The organism is Brucella sp. RRSP16 (assembly GCF_052246815.1).
In the GTDB taxonomy this organism is placed as follows: Bacteria; Pseudomonadota; Alphaproteobacteria; order Rhizobiales; family Rhizobiaceae; genus Brucella; species Brucella intermedia.
Window position 1 is genome coordinate 117517 of record NZ_JBQQAM010000011.1, and the last position, 25507, is coordinate 143023.

Consider the following 25507-nt stretch of genomic DNA (forward strand, 5'->3'; position numbering starts at 1 on the left):
GGGAACCCCATGAGAAGGTTATTCCGTGCCGTCCTGACTGCTATGGCGCTTTCGGTCGCCGGGGCGGGCACAGTCGCGCTGGCCCAAACGCCGCCCAATGTGCTGATTGTCGGGCAGATTGCTGAGCCGCAATCGCTCGATCCGCATACAGTCACGGCCACAAATGATTTCCGCATCCTTGTCAATATTTATGACGGCCTTGTGCGCTACAAGGACGGAACGCTGGACGTAGAACCGGCACTGGCGGAAAGCTGGGCGGTTTCGGACGACGGCAAGACCTATACGTTCAAGCTGCGTCAAGGTGTGAAGTTCCATGATGGTTCGGATTTCAATGCCGAAGCGGTCAAGTTCAACTTCGATAGAATGCTAAAGGAAGACCATCCGTTCTATAACACCGGCCCATTTCCGCTTTCGTTCAATTTCTCGTCCATTGATGCAGTCAATGTGCTCGATGAACACACTGTCGAGTTCAAGCTGAAGGAGCCTTTCGCTCCATTTCTTTCCAATCTGGCCTATCCGACCGGCCTGGTCGTGTCGCCGGAAGAGGTCAAGAAATACGGTAAGGAATTTGGCCGTCATCCATCTGGAACCGGTCCGTTCAAGTTCGCGGAATGGCAATCCGGCCAGCGTGTGGTGGTGGAGCGTAATCCCGACTATTGGGACACAGCGCCAGCATTGGAAGCAGTTGTGTTCCGCCCGATCACGGATGCCAATACACGCGTCGCGGAGATGATGGCAGGTGGGCTGGATGTCATGGTGGAAGTGCCGCCAGATAATCTTGCCACCTTCAAACAGGACGCGAATTTCGCGGTTGCCGAACAGGCGGGCCCCCATGTCTGGTTTACCATCCTGAACGCGAAGAGCGGCCCATTCGCGGATAAGAAAGTGCGTCAGGCGGCGAATTATGCGGTTAACAAGCAAGGCCTTGTAGATAATGTGTTGCAGGGTTCCGCAACTGTTGCTGCGGGGCCGATCCCACCCGCCTTCAACTGGGTCGAGAACAAAACCGAACCCTATCCTTATGATCCGGAAAAGGCCAAGGCGCTCCTTGCCGAAGCTGGTGCAAGCAATCCTGAAATTAGGTTCTATGTGACCGAAGGCGGTTCGGGCATGCTTGATCCAATCACGATGGGCGCCGCAATCCAGGCCGATCTTCAGGCTGTGGGCTTCAAGGTCAAGATAGAAACCTATGAGTGGAACACGTTCCTTGGTCGGGTCAATCCGGGGCTGGGGGGCAAGGCCGATATGGCCGAGATGGCGTGGATGACCAATGATCCGGACACGGTGCCTTATCTGACGCTCCGCAGTGATGCATTGCCGGACAAGGGCGGCTTCAATTCCGGTTACTATTCCAACCCCAAAGTGGATGAGCTTCTGGAAAAGGCGCGGTCATCGACCGATCAAACCGAGCGCGGCAAGCTTTATGGCGAAGTGCAGAGCATTGTCCATGACGATGCACCATGGCTGTTCGTGGCGAACTGGAAGCAAAACGCAGTCACGACCGCTGCCGTCGAGGGGTTCAAGTTGCAGCCGTCCTTCCTGCTGCATTTGAAAGACGTAACCAAGGAATAAGCAGGGAGGGCATTCATGCCAGCCTATATCCTCAAGCGACTTTTGGCCGTTGTTCCTGTGTTGCTCGGGCTCTCGATCATCGTTTTTCTCGTCATGGCGATGATCCCCGGCGATACGGCCACCGCGTTGCTTGGATCATACGCAACACCGGAAAATGTAGAGCGGATCAATCGCGATCTCGGTCTCGACAAGCCGTTGCTGCAACAATATTCCATCTGGATGGGTAATCTCCTGCACGGGGATTTCGGGCGTTCCTTCGTGCTCAATCGTCCGGTGCTGGATGAGGTTATGGAGCGCTTTCAGGCGACACTCGTGCTCGCGGGCGTAGCACTGGTACTGTGTTCAGTCTTCGGACTGCTCGCTGGCATCCTTTCGGCGTTACGTCAGTTCGGCTGGGCAGACAGGACGATCACTTTCATCGTGCTTGCCGGAATTTCCATTCCCTCATTCTGGCTGGGGTTGCTTCTGATCTATCTCTTCGGGGTCCATTGGCGCATTCTGCCAGCCTCCGGCATGTATGCGGTCTATGGCGGCGGTGACCTGAAAGATCTGCTCTGGCATCTGATTCTGCCGGCCACGACGCTGGCCGTGGTGGCGGCAGGCGTGATCGCACGTCTGACCCGCGGCGCGATGCTGGAAGTGCTTCGCCAGGACTATATCCGGACAGCCCGGGCCAAAGGTCTCAGCGAACCTCGCGTGATATACGGTCATGCGTTACGCGCCGCACTTGTCAGCGTCATTCCTGTGATCGGTATTCAGGCGGGATTTGTGCTGGGCGGCGCCGTCTACATCGAAACCGTGTTCCAGTGGCCCGGTATTGGCGCCATGCTGGTGAAAGCCATTTCCACCCGCGATATCTTGCTGGTGCAGGGTGGCGTACTTGTGGTTGCCGCGAGTTATGTCCTCTTCAATCTACTCGCTGATGTCATCCAGACTATGCTCGATCCAAGGATACGCTCATGAGCGCGCTTCCAGAAATTTCTGTCGCGCCAACGGCGGTCCGCATGTCATCATGGCGGCTCCTGATGAGCAATCGACTGGCGGCTTTCGGTTTTTTTATGCTGGTCCTGTTCTGCCTCGTCATTCTGCTGGCCCCGGTTCTCCCGCTTCCCAATCCTGACGCGACTTCTCCCGCAATGCGATTGAAACCCGTTTTCAGCGAAGAACATCTTCTTGGAACGGATCAGCTCGGGCGCGATATATTGAGTCGTGTCATATGGGGTACGCGGGTGTCTGTCGCAGTAGGATTTGCAGCGACGCTGATCGCAGCGATTGTTGGCTCGGCGATCGGTCTCGTGGCCGGCTATGCAGGCGGACGAACCGACAATTTGATGATGCGCGGCATCGATATGCTGATGGCATTTCCTTATATCCTGCTGGCGCTGGCTATCGTGGCAGTGCTCGGGCCGGGCCTGATGAATGCGCTTTACGCGATTGCGGTGGTCAATATTCCGTTCTTCGCGCGTAATGTTCGCGGGGTTACGCTCGGTCTCGCGCATCGTGAGTTTATTGATGCTGCCCGGCTCTCCGGGAAAAGTCCGGTTTCGATCCTGTTAAGCGAAGTGCTGCCCAATGTGCTGCCGGTTATCGTCATTACCATGTCGACCACGTCGGGCTGGATGATCCTCGAAACGGCGGGCCTGAGCTTCCTCGGTCTTGGCGCGCAGCCGCCGCAGGCCGATCTCGGCTCCATGCTCGGCGAGGGCCGCGCGCAACTGTTCAATGCCCCGCATGTCTCCATCGTGCCGGGATTGATGATCTTCCTGTTGGTCATCAGTCTCAACGTATTGGGAGATGGGGTGCGCGATGTTCTCGATCCGCGATTACTGTCAGGTGCGCTGGGGCGGCCAGGCGCGATAACCGATATTGCCAAGGACCGGTCATCGCCCATGATCAAGGATAGCCAAAAAGCTCTTTCTATCGCCGGTCTCGAAACGGGCTTCGTCAATGGCGGGCATTTCACCCCCGCTGTCCGCAGCGTTTCACTGGAACTTGAACGCGGCGAATGTCTCGGCCTGATCGGGGAGAGCGGATCGGGAAAAAGCGTGACCGCCCTGTCAGTAATGGGCCTCGTGGCGTCCCCGCCCGGACGTATCCGCAACGGCGCGATCTATCTGGGCGACCGGGACGTGCTTTCAATGTCTGAAACCGAGTTGACGGCGGCACGGGGCGCAAGAGTTGCTTATGTGTTTCAGGACCCACTGACGACGTTGCATCCTATGTATCCAGTCGGTCGGCAGGTCGAGGAAGCAATTGCAGCGCATCGGCGGATTGGAGCCAGTGAGCGGCGAGAACAGGTGATTGTGCTTCTTGACAAGGTTGGCATTCCGGATGCAGCGGAACGGGCCAATCACTATCCGCACCAGCTTTCAGGTGGCCAGCGTCAACGTGTCGGCATTGCCATGGCTCTGGCCAATGATCCCGATATCATCATTGCGGACGAGCCGACCACGGCGCTTGATGTCACCGTACAGGCGCACATTCTTGAACTGCTGCGCGATCTCCAGCGCGAGCGCGGCATGGCTCTCCTGTTTATCACCCATGACTTTGGAGTGGTTTCGGAGATTTGTGACCGCGTGGCAGTGATGAAAGACGGCGAGATTATCGAGACGGGTACAACTTCGGCAGTTCTGTCCAATCCGCAGCACAGCTATACGAAACGCTTGATAGCTTGCGTTCCCCAACTTGGGCAGGGCGCCGACTTTCTGGAACGTGTGGCTGGTCTCTTCAAGCGTGAAAACGGGAAGGCGGTAGGATGAGCGGAAATGCGATCAGCGTTCGCGATCTCACCAAAACGTTCGGTGGCGGACGAACACTTCTGGGGAAAGAGCGTCACAAGGTCGAGGCGGTTAAAAATGTTTCGTTCGATCTTGGAAGCGGTGAGACACTGGCGATTGTCGGTGAAAGCGGATCGGGCAAAAGCACGCTCGCCAGAATGCTCGTCGGGCTGACAGAGCCGACGGGCGGTACGATGACAATTGCTGGACGCGATGCGCATGAACTGCGAAATTCCGGTGCTCGGGCATTCGGCAAGGTCATACAATATGTGTTTCAGGACCCTGTCGCTTCACTCAATCCCAGAAAGACGATCCGGCAGATACTGGAAACACCACTGAAGCTTTTGAGCGGGCTGGATTCAGCTCAGTGCCAGCAACGCATGATCCAGTTGCTGGACGCCGTTCAGATGCCCAAGGATACGCTGGAACGCTATCCGCACGAATTCTCCGGCGGGCAGGCGCAGCGTATCGCCATTGCGCGCACGCTGGCCGCTGAAGCGGAAATCGTGGTGCTCGATGAACCAGTTAGCGCGCTTGATGTCTCAGTTCAGGCACGGGTTCTTCTGCTTCTGGATCAACTGAAGAAAGAGTTTGGTCTCTCCTATCTCTTCATCAGTCATGACCTCGCCGTGGTGGAAGCCATCTCCGACAGGGTTGCGGTTATGTATTTCGGGGAGATCGTTGAAGAAGCAGCCGCAAGCGCTCTTTTTGCCCGACCTGAACATGCCTATACACGACAACTCGTGGAAAGCGCGCCGCGCATAAGGAGAGAGTAGCAAGATATGGTCAGAATGGGCCGGAATTCCGATCACGAACCGCAATCGCGCGCGAGGGTGGCAAAGGTCCGTCGGCGACCGGAAGAGATTGCCGACCGTATCAAGGATGTTATCCGTTCCGATGCATTGAGGCCGGGAGATCGACTGCCACAGGAAAAGGAACTGATTGACCAGTTCAGGGCCGCCAAGGGCACTGTGCGCGAAGCGATGAAGGCGCTGGAGACGCAGGGTCTGATTTTTACGCGCAGCGGTCCCGGCGGCGGGGCTTTTGTGGCCGAACCTTCCGCCCAGCACGCAATGGAGATGCTTGGAAGCTATTTCTTTTTCGATCAGCCGAGCCTTGCCGAAGTTTACGCTATCCGCAAGCTTCTCGAACCGGAGGTTGCTGCTCTCTTGTCCGGCAGATTGACTGGTGACCACATTGCTCGGCTGGAAAATGCGATGCGGGTCTACGATCGCCCGCCGGTCGATCTTGATGATCAATATCGCCAGCGCATTGCGGAACTGGATTTCCATTCCTTGTTGGCACAGCTTTGTCCGGACCGTCTGTTGGGCTTCATCTGCGGATTGACCCACAATCTGTTGCGAAGCCTGCCAATAGCGCGCGCGATCTATGCGGACCCGACGCCAGCCTCGCGCGAAGAAGGACTTATCTTCCAGCACCGACTGCTAGCAGCGCTTGTCGAAAATCGCACCGAAGATGCGCGACGTATCGCGTTTGAACATATGGTTTCCGCCGAAAACTATATGCTTTCCAAAGCGGAAACGGCCGGAAAGCTCGCGTAACGGAAACTAAAAAAGTTGGGAACCATCCCGGCGCTCCCGCATTTGCAATTAAGCAGGCCGTCGCCATAACAAATGCGACGGCCTCATTTGTTTATGACTGGCAATGGAGGTTTCGACCCTTTTTATGTGTGGTATTTGCGGAGAAGTCAGGTTTGACGGTGGTTCGCCGTCAGTTTCGGCAGTCTCAAGAATGGCGGATGTACTCAGTCCTCGCGGGCCCGATGCATCCGGGATTGTGATCCGGGGCAATATCGGCTTCGGGCATCGAAGATTGAGAATCCTTGATCTTTCCGAAAAATCGCAGCAACCGATGATCGATGCCGACCTCGGTTTGACGCTTGTGTTCAATGGCTGCATCTATAATTTCCGCGAATTGCGCATAGAGCTGGAACAGAAGGGCTACAAGTTCTTCTCCGATGGTGACACAGAAGTCATTCTCAAGGCTTGGCATGCATGGGGCGAAAGCTGCGTTACGCGTTTTCTTGGCATGTTTGCTTTCGCCATTCACGAACGTGATACCGGCAGGGTTATCCTGGCGCGTGATCGGTTCGGCATCAAGCCGCTCTATATCGCCGAGGTGGCCGGTGCCTTGCGGTTCGCCTCTTCCTTGCCTGCTCTGGTTAAGGCAGGCGGCATCGACACCTCGATAGACCGCGCGGCCCTGCACAATTACATGAGCTTTCATGCCGTCGTGCCGCCACCGCGCACAATCTATAACGGTGTTCGAAAGTTCCCCCCAGCGACAATCCGTGTCTATGAACAGAATGGTCGCTTTGCTGACCGCATCTATTGGCAGGCGCCTTATTGTCGTCTGCCCGGCGACGGCGCGATGAGCCGCGAGGAATGGCAGGAGCAATTGCTCGATATGCTGCGTGTCGCTGTCAAGCGACGGATGATTTCCGACGTGCCAGTCGGCGTGCTTTTATCCGGCGGGGTGGATTCCAGCCTGATCGTCGGTCTGCTTGCTGAGGCAGGCCAATCGGGCCTGATGAGTTTTTCTGTCGGCTTTGAAGAAGCCAACGGGGAGAAAGGCGACGAATTTGTCTATTCCGATCTGATCGCCGAGCATTTTGGCACCGAACATCATAAGATCTTTGTGCCCTCGGCAGACCTCATGGACGCCTTGCCGGGAACGATCGCGGCAATGTCCGAACCAATGGTGTCCTATGATAATGTCGGCTTCTACCTCCTTTCCAAGGAGGTTTCGAAGCATATCACGGTTGTCCAGTCGGGACAGGGGGCAGATGAAGTTTTCGGCGGCTATCACTGGTATCCACCGCTAGTCGATTCCAACGATGTCGTCAGCGACTATGCCAAAGGGTTCCGTGACCGCTCGCACGATGTTTTGGCGACACAGCTTGCGCCTGAATGGATGCCCGAACGCGATTACAGTCAGGAGGTGCTGGAAGAACATCTGCTGCAGGATGGAGCGGATACGCCTGTCGACCGTGCGCTGCGGCTCGATACGAATGTGATGCTCGTGGACGATCCGGTCAAGCGCGTGGACAACATGACGATGGCCTGGGGGCTTGAAGCGCGGGTGCCATTTCTGGATCATGAACTGGTCGAGCTCGCCGCCCGCATTCCGCCGGAGGAAAAACTTCGTGACGGTGGCAAGGGGATTCTCAAGGATGTGGCGAGGAAGGTTGTTCCAAGCGAAGTGATTGATCGCAAGAAGGGATATTTCCCGGTCCCGCAGCTCAAATATATCGATGGCCCTTATCTCGATATGTTGCGAGACGCCCTCTCTTCACAAAAGGCGAGGGAGCGCGGGCTTTTCCAACGCGATTACCTTGAACATCTGTTTGCAAACCCGTCCGAACATATAACGCCGTTACGCGGTTCTGAACTTTGGCAGGCTGGCCTCCTTGAAATGTGGCTGCAGACACAGGAGGCAGGAAATGCGTAAAATCGGTGATGAGGATATGACCCGACAGAAAGCGAGAGGCCGCACCGCTTTTTCGCACCGTCTTACGCGCTTGCGGACGCCTGAAAGCGCAGGCTTTTATCAGGAACATGCGCACGGCCATGACAAGGCGGGAAGCGAAGATCGCAAGCAGGATGTGGTTGTCGATTGCGGCTGGGGTCGGCTGCTCTTCGCGCAGACCTTCGAGACCAATGAAGCCATAGTGGAAGCATTGCGGGGGGAAGCGCCAGCGAGCCGCGATATCGTCTTTTACGTCAGCGATCCTCATGTACTGCTGTCACTCGCACCACATGAGATATTTCTCGATCCGTCGCATACATACCGGATTGAACTAGCGACCTATCGACCGGGCGGGCGACGGATACGTGGCATCACCATACGCCGCGCAGTCTCCGAAGTGGACGCGGAAGGCATTAACGCCGTCTATGCCGCCTGTGGGATGGTTCAACTGCGTCCCGACTTTTTCTCATCGGAGCAAGACAACCGAGCTGTTACCTATTTTGTGGCTCAGGACGACGCTACCGGAGAAATTATTGGCACTGTAACTGGCATCGACCATCAGCGCCTTTTCGATGATCCTGACCGCGGTGCTTCTCTCTGGTGTCTCGCGGTCCATCCGCAAGCACGACAACCGGGTATTGGCGAAAAACTGGTGCGCAAACTTGCCGAGCATTTTCAGGCTCGCGGTTTAAGCCATATCGATCTCTCGGTTCTGCACGATAATGAGATTGCCATAAGGCTCTATGAAAAGCTGAAATTTCGTCGCGTTCCGCTCTTCGCGATCAAGCGCAAGAACGCAATTAACGAGAAATTTTTCGCCTCGCACCTGGAAACCTTCGATGCGCTCAATCCCTATGCTCGCATAATCGTGGATGAAGCGGTGCGTCGTGGTATTCAGGTTGAAATAACCGATGCCGAAGGCGGCTTTTTCCGCCTCTCCTATGGCGGGCGTTCCGTCCATTGCCGTGAGAGCTTGTCTGAAATGACATCGGGTGTCGCAATGTCAATCTGCGACGACAAGGCCGTGACGCGGCGCGTTGTCGAGAAGGCTGGTCTGACAGTGCCGGAGCAGATTGCCGCCGAAGCGGGCGATGATGCGCTGGAAGCTTTTCTAGAACGTCACAGCAAGTTGGTGGTGAAACCAGCCCGGGGCGAACAGGGAAGAGGCATTTCCGTCGGCATATCGACGATGAAAGACCTGCGAATGGCGATCAAACAGGCGCGAACCGTGTGCGACCGCGTGCTGCTGGAGGCGTGTTTTGAAGGTGAGGACCTTCGGCTGGTGGTTATTGACTACCAGCTTGTTGCCGCTGCGGTTCGTCGCCCCCCACGCGTTGTCGGTGATGGCAAGGCAACGATCCGCAACCTTATCGAGATACAATCACGCAGACGCGCGGCGGCTACAGGCGGAGAGAGTAGCATTCCTGTCGATGCCGAAACGAAAAGATGCTTAGAGGAACAAGGTCTGTCGCTCGATTCTGTTTTGGAGGATCATCGTGAAGTCACGGTGCGCAAGGCGGCCAATCTACATACAGGCGGTACGATCCACGACGTGACAGCGTCTGTTCATAGAAACCTTGTCGATGCTGCCCGTAAGGCTGCGCGTGCAATAGGCATTCCCGTTGTCGGGATCGATTTCATGGTCAAGCAGCCCGAAAAGCCAGACTATATTTTCATCGAAGCCAATGAGCGTCCGGGGCTTGCTAATCATGAGCCTCAACCGACTGCAGCAAAATTTCTCGATTTGTTGTTTCCTGGATCAAGATAATCGTAATTTAGCGAAATTAGATTAATTTATTCGTCGGAGAGGCACTCGGGCGACAGCTGCATTTCTTGACTAGCAATCAGGTGGTTATGCCGACAGCTCATTATGCCCCCTTCAGCACATTTTTTGGCCGAAGCGGACTTTCTGCTTCCGGTCCCCTTCAAGACCGTGTCACCCGTTCGAGCTCATCAAAATGGTGGATCAAGCGGATGGCATTATACTCTTTTTAACTGTGAAAGGGCTGATAAAGAGCAGCGCCGGCTTTGAGGGCCGCTAGCTTGAGCCGCTTGTCTCGGGTCCAAAGTGATGTGCGCTGATCAAGTAGGACAGAAGCGAGCAAGTGAGCATCCGTGTAGCCAATACCCATGCTAAAAACGCTATGCCTCTCAATGAGAGTCATAACTTCGTCGTGGGTTGCTACGATAGACTCACGCTGTGCACGGAGAAAAGTTAACACAGCGGTCCTGTCGCGTAGGCTGCCCAAAGCGAGTTCGCCAATGACTGCCGGATGGCAAAGCAGAAGATCGTTACTAATAATTTTTACAAGATCGTTATCACCTCGGCGGAAATGATCAATCCAAATGGAAGTATCTGCTAATATCACTTATTCACTGAGCTCCGACGGCGGGGGGCGGCTTCAGCGTCCGGCATGGTACCTCCAAGAGCGATAAGCCGTTTACCAGTCTCGACGCGCACGAGTGCTTCTAACGCTTGGCGGACCAAAGCAGCTGTCTCCTTTGTGCCCGTCAGGGATCTGGCTTTTTCCAAGAGATTATCATCAAGATTAATGGTTGAACGCATAAAACTACCCTCCTGAAGGTGAGTCAATTTATCACCAAATGGTGCTAATTTCAACACCTTGGTGTCACTCTGATTAACATGACGTGGCTATCGTAACTTGTTAGGAGGAGGGGCTCGGCATTCTCACACTACTGACTGGCAATCTGGTAACGTCATCGAACGCTTGAGTTTCATTCCTGGTTGTCATTGTTTCTTCTAGAAACATGAATCAAAACAAGGAACTGTGGTTCGTTATTCGTTGGCATCAGAATCGGCACAGTTTCGGTGCTTTTTTATTTGAGATAGTGAATATGAGGCCGTCCGCTATATGGAGAAAGTGCCACACATGCATCAATCGAGAAGACTTGCTTGAGAATATTCTCGTTGATTACTTCCTCTGGTGTTCCCGAAGCGACAATCTTTCCAGAGAGCATAACGATCAATTCATCGCAAAACATGGCAGCATGATTAAGGTCGTGTAGTGCAATGATACTCGTGATCGGTAGCCCTGAAACCAGCTTCAGCAAGCTCATCTGGTGTTGAATATCCAGATGATTGGTTGGTTCATCAAGGATGAGCTCTTTCGGCGTCTGGGCCAAAGCCCTTGCAATATGCGCACGCTGTTTTTCGCCACCTGACAGACTTTGCCACGTGTCGTTTTTCTTGGCCGTCATACCGGTGCGTTCAATCGCGTTTTGTACTGCTGCCTCGTCAGCGCTTGTCCAGCCAGAGAACATTGATCTATGCGGAAAGCGCCCAAGTCTTACGACGTCCATTACTTTAAGATTGGCATTTGTCGTCGCGTGCTGCTCGACAAAAGCCACACGTTGCGCGACGCTGCGCCGGGCAACCGAATTGACATCCTTCTCGTCAAGCAGGACGCGTCCGGAATGGGGCCGTTTCAATCCGGCGATCAGGCGCAGTAACGATGTTTTTCCGGAACCGTTTGGTCCCAGAAGCCCCAGCATCCTGCCGGGCTTCGCTTCGAAAGACACATCGTCGATTACGGCCTTTTTGCCGATTTTCCAGACAAGATTTTCGGCTCTGATCGTCATGATGGGCGCTGAAACTGGTAAAGAATAATTGAGAAGAATGGTACGCCCACAAGTGCAGTCACCACACCGATGGGCAGGACTTGTTGGGGTATCAGTGCGCGCGAAGCGATATCGGCCAGCACCATGAATATCGCGCCGATAATGGCGCATGCAGGCAACAATCTTACGTGTAGCGGTCCGACTATGAAGCGTGCAGCATGCGGGACGACGAGCCCGACGAAGCCTATGGAACCGACCATGCTGACAATGGTGGCGGTCATCATTGCGGTGAGTGCAAAGAGGAAAATGCGCGCGTGGCCGACATTCACGCCGAGCGAGGAGGCGGCCTCATCCCCGAAAGCAAATGCATCCAGAACATGGGCATAGAGAAGACAGGCGATAAGACCGAGGGTGATGACGACAGACACGAGCATGAATTCTGGCCAACGAACGCCCCCGAAGCTGCCAAGCAACCAGAACATCACGTCGCGCGCCTGCTGTGCATTACCGGATGTGGTGACGATATAGGAGGTTGCGGCGTTGAAAAGCTGCGATGCAGCGACGCCCGCCAGAATGGTACGATCCGCGCCGCCGCGCGTACCATTTGAGAGAAGGGCAACGAAGAAAAAGGCCGAAAACGCGCCAACGAATGCGCCTGCCGACAAGGAAACAGCGCCAGCGCCTATGCCGAGAATTACAACCGTTACAGCGCCCGTAGACGCTCCCGCGGAAATGCCCAGAACGTATGGCTCCGCCAGGGGATTACGCAAAAGCGACTGCATGATCGCGCCGGAAAGAGCGAGGCCTGCGCCGCAAAATGCTGCTACCAATGCGCGGCTGAGACGGTAATCCCAAATTACCGTCTCATGAATGCGATTAAGTTCGACAGTACTCCATCCAAGACGATTGGTTATCGCTGCAAAGGTTGTCGATAAAGGGATCGGCAGATCCCCAATGCCGACGCTGATCCCCACAGCAAAACCAATAGCGACAAGCGACACCAGCAACACCATGCTGACTGCGCCCCATTGCCTTAAAGCCTGGCCGGAAACACTCACTTGAGAATACCGAATGCCTTCAACTGTTGCGCGACCTGTTCGGCACCGTAAATCGTACGAACGGTCGGGTTCATGGCTTGACCATCCATGACGGCAATGGCCTTGTTCTTGACAGCTGGCATTTGGCTGACCGCAGGATCTGTATTGAGAAACTGAACCTTCGCTTCAGGCTTGTCGAGCTCCCAACGATTACGGTCGAGATTTGCAACAACAATCACATCTGGGTTCGCGGCAATAATGCTTTCCCAGCCAAGCGTGGGCCATTCAGCCTCTGCCTTGATGGCATTTTCGCCACCCAGGACATCAGCGATGAAACTCGAGGCGCCATTTCCGCCGCCCAGATAGGCGTCTGCAGATGGCGACGGGCTCGAGAACCAGAAGACGTAAGCAAGTTTCTTACCGCTTGCAGGAACCCTTGCGCGCAAGGCCGTTTCGCGTGCCTTGAAATCAGCGATGAGTGCCTGGCCGCGATCTGAAACATCGAAAATCTGTGAGAGTTCGTCGATCTCCTTATACAGAAGCTCCATGTTCCATAGTTTGTCGCGGCTGCCATACTCATCCTTGACTTGCTCTGTGCTCAAGCATGTGCTCGGCGAAAGATAGGTTGGAACGCCAACCTTGTCGAAATCGCCGCGCTTTGCGACCTTGCTGTTGGGCCCGACGAGACTTGGAAGAGCTGCCGCTACGAAATCCGGATTTTCGGCGAGGATCGATTCAAAAGTCGGGAACTCAACGGTCAGGAGCTTCACTTTGGAATTGGCGGGCTCAAGCTGCGGCAGAACCTTGCTTGGCCAGAACGCTGTTCCCGCCATTTTGTCTTCAAGGCCTAGAAGCAACATGATCTCAGCGCTGTTCTGTCCAAGGCCGATCGCGCGTTCCGGTGCCTTCGGAAACGTAACTTTCGTACCGCAGTTTTCGAGCGTCAGCGGATATTGTGTGGCGGCATCTGCTGCATTGTTCTGAAGCGCGAACAGAGCAACAAGGCCTGTAGCGGCCAGAAGAGTTTTCATTGCGGTCACTGATGATATCCTGAATTGCGAGTGGCGGTTTGCCGTTAGCCGAGTGAAGCCAGCTTCTCTATAATCCGAATGATAATTTTGAAACAAGAGTTAACTAGTCTTGTTTATGCCTTTCTTGTCGAAGCAAGGCACTAAGAGATAACGATTTCGTATTTGCGGTGAAAGCAGGCCAAAAGGGGAGGACGCGCGGTTCATACCCTATCAGAAAGCGAAGTGTTTTTGCCACCTCAAGAGGAGTTTTTAACCGGCAATCAGCACATCCCCAAGGGAAATAGGTTAGCGGTTCATAGCCTTCGCGGCGAAGGAAGCGTGTTTTCAGGACCTATCTCTTGATCTGACTTGTCTTGCGCGAAGTCTGGCTGAACAATTCCCGCGATTAGACTGCGAAGCCACCGCAGAGCAGGGTCTGATTGTCTGCGTCGGTGGGAGATTTGCATGAAAGGAATCGGTGATAATTCAACTGGACAATCCATGACAGCCAATTCCTTGTTTCCTCGCATCGCTTCCAGGCTCCTCGCAGCGACGGTCAGAATGAGGTCGGTACCCACGATTGTTGTTGGAGCGACACTCCAATGCGGTAGCACGAGTGCCACACGACGACTGAATCCGGCTGCGTGGATGGCCTCGTCGATTTCGGTAGAGGCGTCTCCATGCACGGCCACCAGCACATGCGGTCGATTGAGATAGTCATCGAGTTCCAGCTTTATGGCCCGGGAGGGAAGCGACCTGCGATCAAGAAGGCAGGAATATCGGTCCGATAATAAATGTTCGGGGAAAATCTGGGCAGGCAATTGTGAAAATACACCCAGTCCTATGTCGATATTTCCGTCAACCACTCCGGCGATCATTCCCTCCCTGCTTAACTGAACGACGGAAAGATCAATTCCCGGCGCCGCTCGCCGCAACTGTTTCACGAGATGGGGAAGAATGATGTTGGCGCCATAGTCCGACATTGCAAGTCTGAATACGTGACGACTGCGTGCGGGATCGAAGCCGTCGGGACCCAGCACGGAACGTATTTGCGCTAGCGCTTCTGTCAACGGCTGGCAAAGTTCAAGTGCTCGGACGGTCGGCGATAGGCCACCACCGTGACGGGTAAAGAGAGGATCATCGAGAAGGATGCGCAATCTGGCAAGTGCGTGACTGACGGCTGGCTGGCTCATGTTCAGTCGAAGCGCCGCACGTGAAACGTGCCGCTCGGAAAGCAGCGCATCAAGAACCACAAGGAGATTTAGGTCAACGCCACGCAAATTATTCATTTGGCGAATAATAATCGGAGAAGGATGAATTTCAAATAGGCAAGGATAATAATTAGAAGATGAGTCCGATCCACTTAAGAAGGGACTTTTCTCATGCAGTCATTCGCTTTCCTTGTCGTTGCGCTGGCTTCCGGGACTCTTGTCCCCTTGCAAGCTGGTGCAAACGCCGCACTCGGTCGCGCTCTGGGGCACCCGCTCTGGGCCACGATAGCATCGCTTGCAGTGAGTGCGGCTTGCGTATTGCCAATTCTCATCGCATTCCGCGTTTCCGCACCAGCTGTTGCCAATCTATCGGCGCAACCGAAATGGATATGGGTCGGCGGCATAGCCGGAGCAATCTACATTACGACCGCGCTATTACTCGCTCCGAAACTCGGGGCTGCGAGCCTTATGACGGCAGTCATTGCAGGGCAAATTCTGGCCTCGATAGCGATCGACTATTTTGGCTTGGTCGGTTTCGTCCCACGCCCGATTTCCGGGCCTCGCCTTTTGGGGGCGTTACTGGTCGTGACTGGCGTCCTGGTTATGCAGGGGCCAGCTATTTGGCAATCTATACAATCCGTCACCAAGTTCTCAACGCAGCACTGATTGGAAAGGAAGCAGAAACATGGACAATCCGGAAAAGACTTTGTCGTCCGCCTGTTCACTGGGTGGAAACGCCATACCGGCACAAGTGCGTATTGCAAGGCCAACGGACAAGCTGGCTTATACCATGAGCTTTTATGATCGAGCGTTACGCCAAGCCGGCCCTGATGGCTGTCGCCCTGACCCAAGGAGACACCGGTGTTGAAGACATCGTTAAAGTCATCAAAATCGACGCTTGAGTAAAGCAACTGGGCTTGCGGCGTGACGGACCAGCCATCGTTGTCTGCGTCATAGGGCGAGGAAATATCGGCCGAACCACGGACATAGTGCACGGTGACACCGCCGATGAGCGGGCCGTTTACGCGTATGGCCATTGTGATTTGTGTTAAAGGCTAAAAGCGCGCAGTCTTATTGGACTGTTGCGGTGGCTTCTACGAGCGCAAGCTAAAGGGAGGCCGACATGCCGCTTTTCAATGAAGCGAGCCGAATTTATCATCCTTTGGAAGTCAACTTCATGCGAAGCTGCTTCAGTCACGCAGCTATCCTGCTTGAAGAAAGCGATCAGGATTATTCCGCGGCCGACCTGACATCATACATCATTATGCTATACCAAAGCGGTCTTAGAGACCAATCGTACATCTGTGAGATCGCCGCGCGCCTGGCTCGCCAACGGTTCGAGAGACATCAAGTGTTAGAGCACTGCGGGGTTGCGAACAATAATGAACCGACTCGAAAAGCTACAAACCAACCCATTGAATACGATCCTCTCGCCTAGGGGGAACAAAAGATCGAAGGTAGAGTTTCGCACGAGGCAATTTAACAAATTGCCCTAGCGCCAGCACAACCTGCAGAAGCAGCCAAGGCAGCGGGGCTTACAGTCTGGCCCTGCCGGTGGCACTGAGATCGTTCAGGCTATCCGAGACGCTCTGAACGATAGCGCGAGGCTGAGTAGGCCCCTTGTGCCAAGCGCGGCCCCGACTACTCCGGGAGAGAGTCGGGGCTTTTTCAAATCAGCTGACTCAGGATCAGGCAAGTGATAGCGCTACAAGTTGCAGCAAAGACCATGAATTTGGCTACCGATAACTGTTCGATCCAGCGAACAGTCCATAACCGCGGCGTTTCTACCCTCTCTTTATTGTTCATTCTCCCTCCCTTTCCTGGAGGGGGTTTTTATCATGCGATCAAAAACTGTCACCACCCTCTTTAGTGTATGAAGCCCGCATCCAACGATCTAAGTCCCTTCGCGAAATCAATGGTCTTGTTTAAAGCATAGCGGCTGGCAGCATCTTTTTCCCCACACCTGTAGAGAGCGCGTAGATGCTAACCTGGAGACCAACTATCTGCTTCTTCAGCGCGGGACCCTCCAATTCGGCTACGCCTTCCTCGACAGCGTCGTATAATTTCATTAGTCGCAGATTCGATTCTGTGGCCTGTCGTTCCAATTCATCAATGTGTTGTTCTCGGCGCTTAGCCTGTTCAGAGCGCCTGAAGAAATCTTCCGCGGCCGGTCCGTCCGCGCCTGCTCGATTGGAAATAAACCCGGCCGGAAGGTGGGGTTTCTGGATCATGTGGCCGGTCGTTTCCCGAGAAGGCCGACAGCTGAGCCGGCACTCGGAACATCAGCGCCGCGGTCGGCGCGCGCCGATCCATCCGGCCATCGGGAGGCGGATGATGAGGCGCAGATACACGGACAAAGTCTGGCGCGAGCCTCATGTCCGTCTCCGATCTACGCTTTGCTGATGACCGCTCCCGAGACGGGAGCGGTCACTTCAGCGCGAGATGATCAGAAGTCCATGCCGCCGGTAGGCATCGCCGGGGCCGCTTCCTTTTTCGGCTTCTCCGCGATCATGGCCTCAGTGGTCACCAGCAGGCCGGCAACGGAGGCAGCATCCTGCAAGGCTGTGCGCACCACCTTGGCCGGGTCGATCACGCCTTGCGCGAACAGGTCGCCATATTCGTCGGTCTGGGCATTCCAGCCGAAGGCGAAGTCGGCCTTCTCGCGCAGCTTTCCGACGATGATGGAGCCTTCGGCGCCGGCATTCTCGGCGATCTGGCGTACCGGGGCCTCGATGGCCCGGCGCACGATCTCGACGCCGTGCTTCTGGTCGGGGTTCTCGGTCTCTACGGCATCGAGTGCCTTCTGTGCGCGCAGCAGCGCCACGCCGCCACCGGGCAGAATGCCTTCCTCGACCGCCGCGCGAGTGGCGTGCAGCGCGTCGTCGACGCGATCCTTCTTCTCCTTGACCTCGACCTCGGTCGCGCCGCCGACGCGGATCACCGCGACGCCGCCAGCGAGCTTCGCCAGGCGCTCCTGAAGCTTCTCGCGGTCGTAGTCAGAGGCCGTCTCCTCGATCTGCGTCTTGAGCTGCTGCACGCGGCCGTCGATCTGGGCCTTTGAGCCGGCGCCGTCCACGATGGTGGTGTTCTCCTTCTCGATCACCACCTTCTTGGCCCGGCCGAGCATTTCCAATGTGACGTTCTCGAGCTTGATGCCGAGGTCCTCGCTGATCGCCGTGCCGCCGGTAAGGATCGCAATATCCTCCAGCATGGCCTTACGACGGTCACCGAAGCCGGGAGCCTTCACCGCCGCGACCTTCAGGCCACCGCGCAGACGGTTGACGACGAGCGTGGCCAGAGCCTCGCCCTCGACGTCTTCGGCGATGATGACGAGCGGCTTGCCGGACTGGACGACCGCTTCAAGTACGGGAAGCATGGCCTGAAGGTTGGAGAGCTTCTTTTCGTGGATGAGGACATAGGGATCCTCGAACTCGACCCGCATCTTGTCCTGATTGGTGATGAAGTAGGGCGAGAGATAGCCGCGGTCGAACTGCATGCCCTCGACCACCTCCAGCTCGGTTTCGGCAGTCTTGGCTTCTTCGACAGTGATGACGCCTTCATTGCCGACCTTCTGCATCGCTTCCGCGAGAAAACGGCCGATCTCGGAATCGCCGTTGGCCGAGATGGTGCCGACCTGGGCGATCTCATCATTCTTCGAGATTTTGCGGGCATTGGCCTTTAGTTCGGCGACAACAGCATCTACCGCCTTGTCGATACCGCGTTTCAGGTCCATCGGGTTCATGCCCGATGCGACGGCCTTGGCGCCTTCCTTAACAATCGCCTGCGCCAGCACCGTCGCGGTCGTGGTGCCGTCGCCGGCGAGATCATTGGTCTTACTCGCCACCTCGCGCACCGTCTGGGCGCCCATATTCTCGAACTTGTCCTCGAGCTCGATTTCCTTCGCAACCGACACACCGTCCTTGGTAATGCGCGGCGCGCCGAACGACTTGTCGATGACGACGTTGCGGCCCTTCGGCCCGAGCGTCACCTTGACGGCATTGGCGAGAATGTCGACGCCGCGCAGCATTTTCTCGCGGGCTTCGGTATTGAACTTTACTTCCTTGGCAGCCATTGGATCACTCCTTCAATAGGCAGCTTTCATTGACTGGTTGATGATCGAAGAATTCGTCAGGCGACCTTCTTCAGTGTGGCGGTCTGCTCGATTACCCCCATCACGTCGCTTTCCTTCATGATGAGCAGGTCTTCGCCGTCGAGCCGAATCTCGGTGCCGGACCATTTGCCAAACAGGATGCGGTCCCCGACCTTGACGTCGAGCTCAATGATCTTGCCCGCATCGTCGCGGGCGCCGGGGCCGACGGCGATGACTTCGCCTTCGCTCGGCTTTTCCTTTGCGGTATCGGGGATGATAATGCCGCCGGCCGTTTTTTCCTCGGCTTCAATGCGGCGAACCAGGATACGGTCATGCAATGGACGGAACGTCATATCGTTCTCCTCAAGGACAAACAGATTTTGAGAGGTCCCTCCGCTCCGGCCCGGTGAGAACTGGAGCGGGGCCGCGCAACCCTTGTCGGCGTCGCGCGCGTATCGATCTGGTTTTGGCGATTTTCGATTTCAAGAGGGGAATGCAAAATTTTTAGCACTCGCAACCATTCACTGCTAGTGCGATGTAATCGCAGACGAAATAGGCACTATCGAACATCCGGGCACTTGAAAAATTCGCGCGATTAACCAAACTTCCTTCTGTGCCGTGCCGGGAGGCGCGGTCCGGAGTCCTGATCGAAACGGAGTTTTTGGAACGGCTGAAAACGGAAGGAGGACAGCAATGCGCCGAGCCGATTTTTCGACGATCATTCCCTCTCTCGCACCACGAGCCGAAGACATTGCGCTCGACCGGCTCCTGTCGCCGGCGCGCCACTACAGGCATCCCGAAGATGTGCTGCGCGACGACACGCTCGAACGCAGCGAAAAGCGCGCCATTCTCTCGTCATGGGCATCCGACGCGTGCGCGGTCGAATCGATGCCCGCACTGCGCCAGCCGCCGGGCGCGCATAGCCCCATCCCATTCGATGTCATCATGGATGCGCTCAGGCGACTTGATCGCGGCGACACCGGGGCGAACTATGCCGTATGCGGATCCGCAGACCATCGCCATCGTCTTCACGCATGAAACGACAAAGGAGAGACATATGCCACCGATCGTCAGTCGTGAATTCCGGATGCAGATGGAAGGCTATGGCCTGACCACTGCCGAAATCCACTATCGTCTTCCAGATCACCCGAGCCTGTTGCAGGTCTATGTCTGGCAGGAATACGACCTTGCTCCAAAGTTTCCCGAACTGCGCGGCTTTCTCGACTATTGGGCCGAGACGCTGGAGGGCGCGCTGCACTCCGTGCGCGTCGCCCACCATCGTCTGATCCAGCCCTCGGAATGGAAAGCAGTCGACGGGGTCATATCCGTTCACTGAAGCCCGGCGGGAATTCCCTGTAGGCTACCGAAGGTATCCCGAACTCGCGTATGTCTTGCTCCCTGAACGAGGCCCGCTCGCATTGCAGCTTTCATGAAGCTCCGGCGTGCCTCCTTCGCAGAGCGCCATCCATCGAGTGCGTCCCGACAGGCAATCATGGCGTTCCGCCAACGGCGGCCACGCGCCCAGTCCGGCCATTCGCGCTCAAGGCATTCCAGTGCTTCAAAAGCTGTCGCCACCTTTCGGAGGCCATTTTTGGGCATGCGCAGAATTACGGGCTCGTTGAACACGATCTCGGACATCACTTCCTCCTTGTTTTCTGATCGTCTTTTAAGAGCAAGTAACTGATCGTTTTGTACGATCTCATGTGATCTGGGCATACCGACGCGTCTCTTCAACCCTCCTTCCGTAGCTCAGTCCACGCCGTCATCATCAGGTTCAAGCAGATCGATGAGTTGGCTGACGCGTGTGTCCGGGAGCGGTCGCCCTTCGCCCATCAGCGCCTCATCGTTGTTGAGCCAGTTCCACGCTTCTCGCAGTTCATCAACGCTCGCCCCCGTTGCGATAATTTCCGTCGCCAGATCATCGTCTATGGAGCCGAGCACTGAAACGATATCGTCATAGGTCATGTCTGGTCTCCTTTCGTATTGCCAACCAACTCATTAGATGGTCAAGTTTTTCTCAAATTCCAACAGTCGGAAATCGCTGTATAAATTTTCTGCCGTCACCCTCTTGAAACTCAGAAATAACGGAACCAGATCGATTGTGCGCCGCTGCCATGACGGGGCGGCGCCGGCCAAAAGCCGTACAATCTTGTACCCATGTTGCTTCAAGGAGGATGTGGCTATGAGAACCACTTTTGATTTTTCTCCCCTGTTCCGGTCGAGCATTGGCTTCGACCGTCTGGTCAATGCGCTGGAGGCAGCCAGCCGCGTCGAGAGCATCGACAATTGGCCTCCCTATGACATTGCAAAGACTGACGAAGACGAATACCGCATCACCATGGCGGTGGCCGGCTTTAGCGAAGACGAGCTTTCCATCACGCAGGAGCAGAACATGCTTCTCGTAGCGGGCAGCAAAACCACCGACGAGAATACGCAGTATCTGCATCGCGGCATTGCCGGACGCTCGTTCCAGCGTCGCTTCCAGCTCGCCGACCACGTGCGAGTCGAAGGCGCAACTCTCGTCAACGGCCTTCTCACAATCGATCTTCGACGCGAGATCCCGGAGGAGATGAAGCCTCGTCGGATTGCGATCTCGCCGCAGGAGAAGATGATGGAGATTGAAGCCGCTTCGCACACCAACGAGCAGACCGCAGCCTGACCCTTTTATCAGTATACGGTTCGCTGGCGCCGGGCCACGCGTCCGGCGCCAGCGGCGAAGCTGTGTCCAATTGTTCAGAACAGAAGGAGAGTAACCATGAGCGTACGTGACCTGATCCCCTGGGGCCGTGACACGAGCAGCAGTCAGGCTCCCGCTGTCTATCGTGAAGAAGACCGGAATTCGTTCCTGTCGCTGCACCGGGAAGTCAATCGCCTGTTCGATGATGTCTTTCGCTCATTCGATCGAAACCTGCCAGCATTTGACTCTCTGGCATCCTTCGGGCGGTGGTGGCCAAGCGTTGAAATCACCGAGACTGAAAAGGAGATCCGCATAACCGCGGAAGTGCCCGGTGTGGAGGAAAAGGACATCGAACTGGTTCTTGATGACGGTGTGCTGACACTGCGCGGCGAAAAGCGATCTGAGACTGAGGACAAGGACAAGGACAAGCAGTTCTCGGAACGCTTCTACGGCCGTTTCGAGCGCCGTATCCCGGTTGGGAGGGAAATCGTCGAGGACGAGATAAACGCCAGGTTCAGAAATGGCGTGCTGAGCCTCGTGCTTCCCAAGACCGAAAAGGCTCAGTCGAAGGTAAAACGCATAGCGATCACGAGCTGACTATGGTTTCGGCGTCGGCCGGTTCGTTGCGCCCGCCGGCGCCGATCTTCACCGCTTACGGAGGAAGAACCATGAACATTGCTGCAAGAAGGACATCCATGGCAGATGGTCTTATCGGCCGGGCTGTGCCTGGAGCCAACGGCATTTGTTATACGACGTCTTCAATGAGACGTTCCTTATTCCCCAGCGATGCCGTGGCACGAATCTACCGCCCATCTCGCTCGGCGGCTACCAGTGCTCCGTCGCGCGATCAATGGAAGCTCGTGTTCGAGATGCGCAGCCCATCTTTTATTGAACCGCTCATGGGTTACACCGGCAGCCGGGATACACTGAAGCAGGTTGAGCTTAAGTTCCCGACGCTGGCGTCTGCGATCCGTTACGCGCAGCGGCAGGGTCTTTGCCACGTCGTGGAGGTACCAAAGGATAAGGCGAGGTTTACCATGGATAAGTCTGAAGAACGGCGAAGCACATTCTCCGATGCGACGCTCGGCAAGCTTGGCCTCGCCGGGCTTCCGGACAAGTACCGTCGAGCCATGTCGATTGAGGCCAATCGCGATGATTGGGATGGCGGCTGGGCTTCGCCGATGGATGTCGTGACCGACAACCGGCTCCCGTTTGATGCGAGGCGGTCGATCCTGATGAACTGGGCCTGGACGGAATTCCTGATCGATAAGGCCACAAACGAGGGCATGCCTGAGAACGGCCGCCCCTCGCGCATTGATGAGGTCGAGCAGGCCCTACTCGCTCTCGAAAGAGGTGTGGATGCCAAGTCGGCCAGTCCGGGACATCTCGAAGCAGCGTAAGGTGATCCCATGAATCCATTTGTCACAATCGATGCCCAATAGGTTATGCCTAACAGGTCCGGGCTGACTCTCGCCGCGGCCATGCGTTGTCGGGGTTGAGGCGAGGCGATGGGCCTCGACTGGCGCTGGAAGAAATGACAACGCAGGATCTTGCGCTGCATGAGATTGCTGCGGGCGCTTTCACAGATGCGGAGCTTGCTCCGTTCCGTATCGGGCAGCAGCCTGTGGAGCGTCTGCGCACTCCTAAGTTGCCTGCTTCCCATAATAGTCGATGTGTCTAGTTTCTATAAAATAGCACTCTTCCAGAGGGACCGAGCTGATTGCAGAAGTCGTAATCCGAAATGTTACGGGTCAAGACTACGAGGCCATGCTTCAGAGCCAGCAGATATAAAGTGGGCAGCGGAACCTTTGACTGTTTTTGTACCCCTGAATGCGACACATGATGCCGTTAAGAACCGCAGCGCGGCCCAGTACATCAACATCCGGCGTGAGAATGCGATGTCCGGGCATCGAACTGATGACCTCGTTGATCACCTTCACAACAGATGGTGTCCGTGGATCGGTGGGATCCAGCACGCCAATTGTGTGCGCCAGCTCCTGGATCGCAACAGAGCTGTGATTATTGAGGCGGGTGGCCATCAGTTCCTTGACGCGATCCGTCGACCGCCCCTGCATACGATCTATGAAGACACATGTATCGAGGAGGAGCGGCTGACCGCCAATCGTGGCATTATCGACAAAGGGAAACCGTGCGACAGGCCGTCGGGCCAGCGATTTGGCCGGAAAACTCCGAACTCATCGAATGGGATGCATCGACATCAAACTTCGTCAAGTCAGAAACCAAGTTTGATGTCTGAATCGACGGTGCCGTCTACCTTTGCCATGGTTTCAACGAAGCGATCTTCGAGAGCCACGCCTGCAAGCGCGAGACGGTGCACTCGATCTGATCAATCGCACCTGTGACAACTATCCCGCTGTGAAGAAACTCTTTGCCGATGGCGGATATGCTGGCGAAAAGCTAACAACTGCTGTGGCACATATCGAAGCACTGGCAATTGAAATCGTCAAGCGCTCCGATCAGGTCAGGGGCTTTGTAGTTTTGCCCAAACGGTGGATCGTCGAGCGAATCTTCGCCTGGTTCAATCGCTGCCGCCGTCTGGCAAAAGACTGGGAGGCCTCAGTTGCATTCGCAGAGGCATGGATGTTCATCTCGTCAATCAGGCGAATGACACGGCGTATCGCAAGGCTCGAATTTTGAGTCGGGCACTAAGAAACTCTAGGGGGGCTGAATGCGGGAAGTGGATAAGTCCGCCCTAAAACAACTCCCGCTTCACGCAAAACCGCCGGGGGCGCCGCAAATGGCTTATGGATCCAGCGATCCGGTAATGCTGCAATCTCGGGCACCCATTTGCGCACATAAACGCCTTTTGTATCGAATTTTTCTCCTTGCAGGACCGGATTGAAAACACGGAAATAAGGGGCGGCATCCATCCCGCAACCGGCTACCCACTGCCAGCTCCCCGGATTGCTCGCGACATCCGCGTCCACTAAGGTATCCCAGAACCATTTTTCCCCTTCGCGCCAATCGATTTGCATGTTCTTGCATAAAACCGATGCCACCAACATTCTCACACGGTTGTGCATCCAGCCTGTCGCCCAGAGCTGACGCATACCAGCATCGATTATCGGGATGCCCGTTTTACCCTTCCTCCAGGAATTGATCACCTCTAAATTGCTTTGCCAGCGGATATTTGCCAGAGTGTCGCGCATGTCGATTTCAGCAATATCTGGACGATAATAAAGTTGATGATAATGGAAATCTCGCCAGATCAGTTCAGAAAGAAATTTTTGACCGCCAGGCACAGTACTATGATCTTGATCCATAAGTGACACAGTGGCATGCCAGACTTGTCTCGGGCTAATTTCGCCGAAGCGCAGATGGGCCGAAAGTTTTGATGTGCCGTCAAGGTCGGGACGATCTCGATCCCCGGCATAACTTCGAATAGTCGTATCAAAGAAATGATATAACTGGCCGATGGCAGCCGTTTCGCCTATTTTCCAAAAACCACTCATCTTTCGAGCCCAGTTGGGCTCTTTGTAAGCGTCCCGCTTGGGCTTGTGTTTGACGGTCGATGGCTCGACCCTTTGGTCTGGCGAGGGTAGTGGTTTGCTCACGCCCTGCCTTCGCAGCGATTTGGCATATGGTGTAAAAACTTGATAAGAACCGCCCTGCCCGGATTTAATCTCCCAAGGCTCTGCCAGTAGATTACCCGCAAAAGACTGAACGTGTATACCTTGTTCCATTAAGGTGGATTTGATGAACGCGTCGACTCCACGTTCCTGAGGAGCATATCGACGGTTCCAGAAAACGCTATCAAAACCGTCTTCCTTGATTAATTGTTCAATGATGTTGAGCGCATCGCCATCGGCAACAATCAATTCGACATTTCGTTCATTGAGACTTTTCTGAATCAAGTCCAGGCTCTGCTCTAACCACCAACGGACAGCACCGCCGGGTGCGCGCAATTGTGGATTGGTTTCATGCACAAAAAGGGCGGAGACCGCGCCTCCTCGATGGAAAGCGGCATAAAGCGCAGGATTGTCGGCCACACGTAAATCGTTGCGCAACCAGATAAGCGCTTTCGCGGTCATTCAATGATCCTCG

28 protein-coding genes and 1 pseudogene are annotated in these 25507 nt (G+C 55.4%); 15 read left to right on the forward strand and 14 right to left on the reverse strand.

Annotated features, from left to right (window positions below):
- Positions 1 to 9 precede the first annotated feature (9 nt).
- The 7 genes from ACS5UA_RS17665 (at position 10) to ngg (ending at position 9606) form a co-directional block, all read left to right on the forward strand.
- Positions 10 to 1572, forward strand: coding sequence for an ABC transporter substrate-binding protein (locus ACS5UA_RS17665; protein ID WP_025090408.1), 1563 nt, complete (start codon positions 10 to 12; stop codon positions 1570 to 1572).
- Positions 1573 to 1587: 15 nt separating this feature from the next.
- Positions 1588 to 2535: an ABC transporter permease gene (locus tag ACS5UA_RS17670; protein WP_112702420.1), complete on the forward strand. Its 948-nt coding sequence runs from the start codon at positions 1588 to 1590 to the stop codon at positions 2533 to 2535.
- Positions 2532 to 4331 (forward strand): dipeptide/oligopeptide/nickel ABC transporter permease/ATP-binding protein, encoded by a 1800-nt coding sequence (locus ACS5UA_RS17675; RefSeq protein ID WP_025090407.1) that lies wholly within the window; start codon positions 2532 to 2534, stop codon positions 4329 to 4331. The genes ACS5UA_RS17670 and ACS5UA_RS17675 overlap by 4 nt, the downstream gene beginning before the upstream one ends.
- On the forward strand, positions 4328 to 5125 hold the full coding sequence (locus ACS5UA_RS17680) for an ATP-binding cassette domain-containing protein (RefSeq protein ID WP_021586736.1): 798 nt from the start codon (positions 4328 to 4330) through the stop codon (positions 5123 to 5125). Before ACS5UA_RS17675 ends, ACS5UA_RS17680 begins: the two co-directional genes overlap by 4 nt.
- Before the next feature lie 6 nt (positions 5126 to 5131).
- A complete protein-coding gene (locus ACS5UA_RS17685) occupies positions 5132 to 5911 on the forward strand; it encodes a FadR/GntR family transcriptional regulator (RefSeq protein ID WP_025090406.1) in 780 nt (259 codons plus the stop codon).
- A gap of 124 nt (positions 5912 to 6035) precedes the next feature.
- Complete coding sequence (locus ACS5UA_RS17690) at positions 6036 to 7820, forward strand: N-acetylglutaminylglutamine amidotransferase (RefSeq protein WP_025090405.1); 1785 nt, start codon at positions 6036 to 6038, stop codon at positions 7818 to 7820.
- On the forward strand, positions 7813 to 9606 hold the full coding sequence (gene ngg / locus ACS5UA_RS17695; RefSeq protein WP_112702419.1) for an N-acetylglutaminylglutamine synthetase: 1794 nt from the start codon (positions 7813 to 7815) through the stop codon (positions 9604 to 9606). Before ACS5UA_RS17690 ends, ngg begins: the two co-directional genes overlap by 8 nt.
- A 223-nt stretch (positions 9607 to 9829) precedes the next feature.
- Here the strand turns inward: ngg and ACS5UA_RS17700 are convergent, their stop codons facing one another.
- The 6 genes from ACS5UA_RS17700 to ACS5UA_RS17725 all read right to left on the reverse strand — a co-directional run bounded on the left by ACS5UA_RS17700 (position 9830) and on the right by ACS5UA_RS17725 (position 14753).
- The gene (locus tag ACS5UA_RS17700) at positions 9830 to 10207 is read right to left on the reverse strand and encodes a type II toxin-antitoxin system VapC family toxin (protein ID WP_021586732.1); all 378 of its coding nucleotides are present in this window, start codon (positions 10205 to 10207) and stop codon (positions 9830 to 9832) included.
- A complete protein-coding gene (locus ACS5UA_RS17705) occupies positions 10204 to 10404 on the reverse strand; it encodes a type II toxin-antitoxin system VapB family antitoxin (RefSeq protein WP_010660355.1) in 201 nt (66 codons plus the stop codon). The genes ACS5UA_RS17700 and ACS5UA_RS17705 overlap by 4 nt, the downstream gene beginning before the upstream one ends.
- A gap of 272 nt (positions 10405 to 10676) precedes the next feature.
- A complete protein-coding gene (locus ACS5UA_RS17710) occupies positions 10677 to 11438 on the reverse strand; it encodes an ABC transporter ATP-binding protein (protein ID WP_112702574.1) in 762 nt (253 codons plus the stop codon).
- Positions 11435 to 12430: a FecCD family ABC transporter permease gene (locus tag ACS5UA_RS17715; RefSeq protein ID WP_277402870.1), complete on the reverse strand. Its 996-nt coding sequence runs from the start codon at positions 12428 to 12430 to the stop codon at positions 11435 to 11437. Before ACS5UA_RS17715 ends, ACS5UA_RS17710 begins: the two co-directional genes overlap by 4 nt.
- Before the next feature lie 41 nt (positions 12431 to 12471).
- Positions 12472 to 13494 carry an ABC transporter substrate-binding protein gene (locus ACS5UA_RS17720; RefSeq protein ID WP_025090391.1) on the reverse strand — a complete coding sequence of 341 codons (1023 nt, stop codon included), beginning with the start codon at positions 13492 to 13494 and terminating at the stop codon, positions 12472 to 12474.
- A gap of 284 nt (positions 13495 to 13778) precedes the next feature.
- A complete protein-coding gene (locus ACS5UA_RS17725) occupies positions 13779 to 14753 on the reverse strand; it encodes a LysR family transcriptional regulator (protein ID WP_112702572.1) in 975 nt (324 codons plus the stop codon).
- A gap of 93 nt (positions 14754 to 14846) precedes the next feature.
- On the opposite strand from ACS5UA_RS17725, the gene ACS5UA_RS17730 reads away from it, so the two are divergent.
- Positions 14847 to 15341: a DMT family transporter gene (locus tag ACS5UA_RS17730; RefSeq protein ID WP_025090389.1), complete on the forward strand. Its 495-nt coding sequence runs from the start codon at positions 14847 to 14849 to the stop codon at positions 15339 to 15341.
- Between the two features lie 173 nt (positions 15342 to 15514).
- On the opposite strand, the pseudogene ACS5UA_RS17735 reads toward ACS5UA_RS17730, so the two are convergent.
- Positions 15515 to 15712, reverse strand: a pseudogene (locus tag ACS5UA_RS17735) (autotransporter outer membrane beta-barrel domain-containing protein); the annotation flags it as partial.
- A gap of 86 nt (positions 15713 to 15798) precedes the next feature.
- Here ACS5UA_RS17735 and ACS5UA_RS17740 point away from each other — a divergent pair.
- Entirely contained in the window at positions 15799 to 16113 is a 315-nt protein-coding gene (locus ACS5UA_RS17740) for a hypothetical protein (protein ID WP_025090388.1), read from the forward strand.
- Between the two features lie 487 nt (positions 16114 to 16600).
- Here the strand turns inward: ACS5UA_RS17740 and ACS5UA_RS17745 are convergent, their stop codons facing one another.
- From ACS5UA_RS17745 to ACS5UA_RS17755, 3 genes are all read right to left on the reverse strand, one after another.
- Positions 16601 to 16906: a hypothetical protein gene (locus ACS5UA_RS17745; RefSeq protein ID WP_025090387.1), complete on the reverse strand. Its 306-nt coding sequence runs from the start codon at positions 16904 to 16906 to the stop codon at positions 16601 to 16603.
- A gap of 215 nt (positions 16907 to 17121) precedes the next feature.
- Entirely contained in the window at positions 17122 to 18747 is a 1626-nt protein-coding gene (gene groL / locus ACS5UA_RS17750) for a chaperonin GroEL (RefSeq protein ID WP_025090386.1), read from the reverse strand.
- Positions 18748 to 18803: 56 nt separating this feature from the next.
- Entirely contained in the window at positions 18804 to 19118 is a 315-nt protein-coding gene (locus ACS5UA_RS17755) for a co-chaperone GroES (RefSeq protein ID WP_021586786.1), read from the reverse strand.
- A gap of 340 nt (positions 19119 to 19458) precedes the next feature.
- Between ACS5UA_RS17755 and ACS5UA_RS17760 the strand changes: the two genes are divergently transcribed.
- The gene (locus tag ACS5UA_RS17760; protein ID WP_025090385.1) at positions 19459 to 19803 is read left to right on the forward strand and encodes a hypothetical protein; all 345 of its coding nucleotides are present in this window, start codon (positions 19459 to 19461) and stop codon (positions 19801 to 19803) included.
- A 19-nt stretch (positions 19804 to 19822) separates the two neighbouring features.
- Entirely contained in the window at positions 19823 to 20101 is a 279-nt protein-coding gene (locus ACS5UA_RS17765) for an usg protein (protein ID WP_025090384.1), read from the forward strand.
- Here ACS5UA_RS17765 and ACS5UA_RS17770 read toward each other — a convergent pair.
- Together ACS5UA_RS17770 and ACS5UA_RS17775 are read right to left on the reverse strand one after the other, a co-directional pair.
- Entirely contained in the window at positions 20095 to 20403 is a 309-nt protein-coding gene (locus ACS5UA_RS17770) for a DUF982 domain-containing protein (RefSeq protein ID WP_025090383.1), read from the reverse strand. The genes ACS5UA_RS17765 and ACS5UA_RS17770 overlap by 7 nt on opposite strands.
- 111 nt (positions 20404 to 20514) lie before the next feature.
- Entirely contained in the window at positions 20515 to 20730 is a 216-nt protein-coding gene (locus ACS5UA_RS17775) for a hypothetical protein (protein ID WP_025090382.1), read from the reverse strand.
- Positions 20731 to 20947: 217 nt separating this feature from the next.
- Between ACS5UA_RS17775 and ACS5UA_RS17780 the strand changes: the two genes are divergently transcribed.
- From ACS5UA_RS17780 to ACS5UA_RS17790, 3 genes are all read left to right on the forward strand, one after another.
- On the forward strand, positions 20948 to 21424 hold the full coding sequence (locus tag ACS5UA_RS17780) for an Hsp20 family protein (RefSeq protein ID WP_025090380.1): 477 nt from the start codon (positions 20948 to 20950) through the stop codon (positions 21422 to 21424).
- Between the two features lie 96 nt (positions 21425 to 21520).
- Positions 21521 to 22039: an Hsp20/alpha crystallin family protein gene (locus tag ACS5UA_RS17785; RefSeq protein ID WP_025090379.1), complete on the forward strand. Its 519-nt coding sequence runs from the start codon at positions 21521 to 21523 to the stop codon at positions 22037 to 22039.
- Positions 22040 to 22203: 164 nt separating this feature from the next.
- Positions 22204 to 22842 (forward strand): NADH dehydrogenase ubiquinone Fe-S protein 4, encoded by a 639-nt coding sequence (locus ACS5UA_RS17790; protein WP_241084550.1) that lies wholly within the window; start codon positions 22204 to 22206, stop codon positions 22840 to 22842.
- 372 nt (positions 22843 to 23214) lie between these two features.
- Here the strand turns inward: ACS5UA_RS17790 and ACS5UA_RS17795 are convergent, their stop codons facing one another.
- A complete protein-coding gene (locus ACS5UA_RS17795) occupies positions 23215 to 23481 on the reverse strand; it encodes a hypothetical protein (RefSeq protein ID WP_235694379.1) in 267 nt (88 codons plus the stop codon).
- Positions 23482 to 23719: 238 nt separating this feature from the next.
- On the opposite strand from ACS5UA_RS17795, the gene ACS5UA_RS17800 reads away from it, so the two are divergent.
- Positions 23720 to 24100, forward strand: coding sequence for a transposase (locus ACS5UA_RS17800; RefSeq protein ID WP_162718905.1), 381 nt, complete (start codon positions 23720 to 23722; stop codon positions 24098 to 24100).
- Between the two features lie 8 nt (positions 24101 to 24108).
- On the opposite strand, the gene ACS5UA_RS17805 is transcribed toward ACS5UA_RS17800, so the two are convergent.
- Complete coding sequence (locus tag ACS5UA_RS17805) at positions 24109 to 25494, reverse strand: cryptochrome/photolyase family protein (RefSeq protein WP_112702528.1); 1386 nt, start codon at positions 25492 to 25494, stop codon at positions 24109 to 24111.
- Positions 25495 to 25507 lie beyond the last annotated feature (13 nt).

Coding starts and splice junctions, on each gene's coding strand:
- ACS5UA_RS17775 (WP_025090382.1), bottom strand. CDS start 20,730: ATGACCTATGACGATATCGTTTCAGTGCTCGGCTCCATAGACGATGAT.
- ACS5UA_RS17705 (WP_010660355.1), bottom strand. CDS start 10,404: ATGCGTTCAACCATTAATCTTGATGATAATCTCTTGGAAAAAGCCAGA.
- ACS5UA_RS17760 (WP_025090385.1), top strand. CDS start 19,459: ATGCGCCGAGCCGATTTTTCGACGATCATTCCCTCTCTCGCACCACGA.
- ACS5UA_RS17795 (WP_235694379.1), bottom strand. CDS start 23,481: ATGGCCACCCGCCTCAATAATCACAGCTCTGTTGCGATCCAGGAGCTG.
- ngg (WP_112702419.1), top strand. CDS start 7,813: ATGCGTAAAATCGGTGATGAGGATATGACCCGACAGAAAGCGAGAGGC.
- ACS5UA_RS17725 (WP_112702572.1), bottom strand. CDS start 14,753: ATGAATAATTTGCGTGGCGTTGACCTAAATCTCCTTGTGGTTCTTGAT.
- ACS5UA_RS17745 (WP_025090387.1), bottom strand. CDS start 16,906: ATGATCCAGAAACCCCACCTTCCGGCCGGGTTTATTTCCAATCGAGCA.
- ACS5UA_RS17685 (WP_025090406.1), top strand. CDS start 5,132: ATGGTCAGAATGGGCCGGAATTCCGATCACGAACCGCAATCGCGCGCG.
- ACS5UA_RS17780 (WP_025090380.1), top strand. CDS start 20,948: ATGAGAACCACTTTTGATTTTTCTCCCCTGTTCCGGTCGAGCATTGGC.
- ACS5UA_RS17785 (WP_025090379.1), top strand. CDS start 21,521: ATGAGCGTACGTGACCTGATCCCCTGGGGCCGTGACACGAGCAGCAGT.
- ACS5UA_RS17710 (WP_112702574.1), bottom strand. CDS start 11,438: ATGACGATCAGAGCCGAAAATCTTGTCTGGAAAATCGGCAAAAAGGCC.
- ACS5UA_RS17765 (WP_025090384.1), top strand. CDS start 19,823: ATGCCACCGATCGTCAGTCGTGAATTCCGGATGCAGATGGAAGGCTAT.
- ACS5UA_RS17665 (WP_025090408.1), top strand. CDS start 10: ATGAGAAGGTTATTCCGTGCCGTCCTGACTGCTATGGCGCTTTCGGTC.
- ACS5UA_RS17740 (WP_025090388.1), top strand. CDS start 15,799: ATGCCGCTTTTCAATGAAGCGAGCCGAATTTATCATCCTTTGGAAGTC.
- ACS5UA_RS17770 (WP_025090383.1), bottom strand. CDS start 20,403: ATGTCCGAGATCGTGTTCAACGAGCCCGTAATTCTGCGCATGCCCAAA.
- groL (WP_025090386.1), bottom strand. CDS start 18,747: ATGGCTGCCAAGGAAGTAAAGTTCAATACCGAAGCCCGCGAGAAAATG.
- ACS5UA_RS17670 (WP_112702420.1), top strand. CDS start 1,588: ATGCCAGCCTATATCCTCAAGCGACTTTTGGCCGTTGTTCCTGTGTTG.
- ACS5UA_RS17680 (WP_021586736.1), top strand. CDS start 4,328: ATGAGCGGAAATGCGATCAGCGTTCGCGATCTCACCAAAACGTTCGGT.
- ACS5UA_RS17730 (WP_025090389.1), top strand. CDS start 14,847: ATGCAGTCATTCGCTTTCCTTGTCGTTGCGCTGGCTTCCGGGACTCTT.
- ACS5UA_RS17690 (WP_025090405.1), top strand. CDS start 6,036: ATGTGTGGTATTTGCGGAGAAGTCAGGTTTGACGGTGGTTCGCCGTCA.
- ACS5UA_RS17790 (WP_241084550.1), top strand. CDS start 22,204: ATGAGACGTTCCTTATTCCCCAGCGATGCCGTGGCACGAATCTACCGC.
- ACS5UA_RS17715 (WP_277402870.1), bottom strand. CDS start 12,430: ATGGTGTTGCTGGTGTCGCTTGTCGCTATTGGTTTTGCTGTGGGGATC.
- ACS5UA_RS17675 (WP_025090407.1), top strand. CDS start 2,532: ATGAGCGCGCTTCCAGAAATTTCTGTCGCGCCAACGGCGGTCCGCATG.
- ACS5UA_RS17805 (WP_112702528.1), bottom strand. CDS start 25,494: ATGACCGCGAAAGCGCTTATCTGGTTGCGCAACGATTTACGTGTGGCC.
- ACS5UA_RS17755 (WP_021586786.1), bottom strand. CDS start 19,118: ATGACGTTCCGTCCATTGCATGACCGTATCCTGGTTCGCCGCATTGAA.